We start from the raw sequence: 2,516 nt of genomic DNA on the forward strand, positions 1-2,516 counted from the left end.
GGCTTCGTCTGTGCGGCAGTGACGTCCCTGCTTTACTTCGGCCTTAATATCGAGGTCGAATTCGATCTTCAAATTCGCGACACGCTCCTGCTCTATTTCTTTGCCGGCATTGGCTTGAAATCGGACATGCGCCAACTGCTCAAGGGTGGACGCCCGCTGCTGATCCTGCTGGTGCTCGCCGGGGTGTTTATCGTCCTGCAAAACCTGCTGGGCATGGGTGTGGCCGAGGCATTCGGACTCGATCCCAAGGCAGGGTTGATGGTGGGCTCCATTTCCCTCACGGGTGGAGCTGGCACCACCTTGGCCTGGGCACCGCTTTTCATCGAAAAGCTGGGCATCACTAACGCGCATGAACTGGGCATGGCCAGCAACACCGTCGGCCTGATTGCCGCTTGCGTGATCGGTGGCCCTATCGCCAACCAACTGATACGCCGTTATCGACTCAAGACTTCCGGGGATGCGGCGCTGGAAGTCGGCATTCTCGAGGATCAACCAAGCAAACCACTGGACTACTACGACGTGCTCTGGGCGTGGATGTGGCTCAACCTGACGCTGATGCTCGGCTATGGACTCAACCTGCTGTTGGTCGATRCCGGCATCACCCTGCCAAAATTCGTCAGTTGCCTGTTTGCGGGCATCGTCATCCACCACATTGTTCTTGCCGTGGTGGGTGATCAGCGGCTGAAATCCTGGAGCGGTGCCAGCCAGGGGCTGTCGCTGATCTCCGATATCTGTCTGGGCATGTTTTTGACCATGGCCCTGATGGGCCTTCAACTATGGCAGCTCAGCGGCGTGTTGCTGTTCATTGTGTGCGCCTTGAGCCTGCAAATTTTGCTGACGGTGCTCTATACGTATTTTGTGGTCTTCCGCTTTATGGGGCGCGATTACGAAGCCAGTGTGATTGCTTCCGGATTTGGCGGGATTGCCCTCGGCTCCACAGCGACGGCCATCGTCAACATGACGACCGTGACCCAAAAGTACGGTGCGGCCCACCAGGCCTTCCTGATCGTGCCGCTGGTCTGCGGCTTTTTTATTGACTTGGTCAATGCCGTAATCATCGGCATGTTCAGCGGAATCTAGCGGCCGCACCCGTGTTAATCACATTTTTCAGCGTTTTTCAGCGTACAGCAGGGCACTGATCAGGTCATTTCAGAGCAAATGTGTTGAGGCAATGCGTTACTGGGAGACGGGTTGGAAGAGTCAGACCCGTCCCCCAAGCGTGTTCAGCAGATTCAGTGAAACACGGCAGACCGGGTTTCATTGGCTCATGAATGGTTGGAAATGATGTTCGATCACAATCTTTTGACTACCGCTGAGCGCGAGGCAATCAATGCCGCGATGCAAGAACCAGGGCTATTGGCTCAAAAAGTCTTGATCGTTGAAGATGATCAGTGCACACGCGAGATGCTGGCCGACATTCTTCAAGTCAATGGCATCTTGTGCCTTGAGGCGAGAAGTGCAGCCCAAGCCATGCATTGTTTGAGCATCGACAGTTCAATCGGACTGGTCATTACCGATTTGCGTATGCAGCCGCTCAATGGCCTGGAATTGATTTCAAATATCCGCGTGTCAGAGTGGGCCGACCTGCCCGTTGTGATCACTTCTGGAGATGCAGGTGTTCGAGATGCCATCGAAGCCATGCGTTTGAGTGTCGTCGACTTTCTGCTAAAGCCGATCGATCCGGATGAACTGATCACCCTGGTTCAATTTCAGCTCGGTCTTGGCCCAAAGCAATGTCCTTAGTCATCTGCAGCGATCATTCACTCAATCACTCTTGCATACACCGAGCGGTCAACGTTCCCGCCGGATAGAATCACCCCTACCCGTCTTCCCCTCATTGCTTCACGTTCCTGAATCAGCGCCGCCAAGGCCGCCGCACCGGCCCCTTCAGCGAGGTTGTGGGTGTCGGTGTAATACACACGCATGGCCTCGGCAATCTCGTCCTCGCTGACGGATACGATTCGTGCAGCAGCCGCCCCGTAGATGGCAAAGGCTTCGGGAACCGGTTTGCGCACGGCCAAGCCGTCAGCGAAGGTATTCGCCGTCGCGGTTTCAAGGATTTCTCCCGCTTCGAACGACAACCTGGCGGCCGCTGCCTCACTGGACACCACACCCACTACCCGGGTTTTCAGGCCCAGCGCATCGCGGGCAGCGATCACCGCACAAATCCCTGAGCCACAGCCAATGGGCACGTAGACGGTATCCAGATCCGGCGCAGCGTTGAACAACTCAAGCGCATACGTGGCCACGCCTTTGACCAACTCGACGTGGAACGGCGGAACCAGATAAAGACCATGCACTTGCGCCAGACGCATAGCCTCTTCGCGGGCCTCATCAAAATCGTGGCCATACTCCACCACTTCACCGCCAAAGCCGCGCATGGCGTTGTTCTTTTCTACCGAATTACCTTGTGGCACTACAATCAATGCCTTCAAACCCGCCGCGCCGGCTGCCAGCGCCAGGCTCTGGCCATGGTTGCCGCGGGTAGCGGTGACAATGCCCTTGACCTCTGGGTG

At 56.3% G+C, this 2,516-nt stretch carries 3 protein-coding genes; 2 read left to right on the forward strand and 1 reads right to left on the reverse strand.

Annotated features, from left to right (window positions below; all coding sequences use genetic code 11):
- A partial coding sequence (gltS, locus tag AC1DRJ_RS24290; protein WP_477804391.1) for a sodium/glutamate symporter occupies window positions 1-1,080 on the forward strand: 1,080 nt, incomplete at its 5' end.
- A gap of 204 nt (window positions 1,081-1,284) precedes the next feature.
- Window positions 1,285-1,743 carry a response regulator gene (locus AC1DRJ_RS24295; RefSeq protein WP_477804393.1) on the forward strand — a complete coding sequence of 153 codons (459 nt, stop codon included), beginning with the start codon at window positions 1,285-1,287 and terminating at the stop codon, window positions 1,741-1,743.
- 17 nt (window positions 1,744-1,760) lie between these two features.
- Here AC1DRJ_RS24295 and AC1DRJ_RS24300 read toward each other — a convergent pair.
- Window positions 1,761-2,516: threonine dehydratase (locus AC1DRJ_RS24300; protein ID WP_477804392.1), on the reverse strand; the 756-nt coding region annotated here is incomplete at its 5' end.

The organism is Pseudomonas sp. P5_B2 (assembly GCF_056400445.1).

Bases quoted from the DNA above. Each gene is read 5' to 3' on its own strand.
- AC1DRJ_RS24295 (WP_477804393.1), top strand. From the start codon at position 1,285: ATGTTCGATCACAATCTTTTGACTACCGCTGAGCGCGAGGCAATCAAT.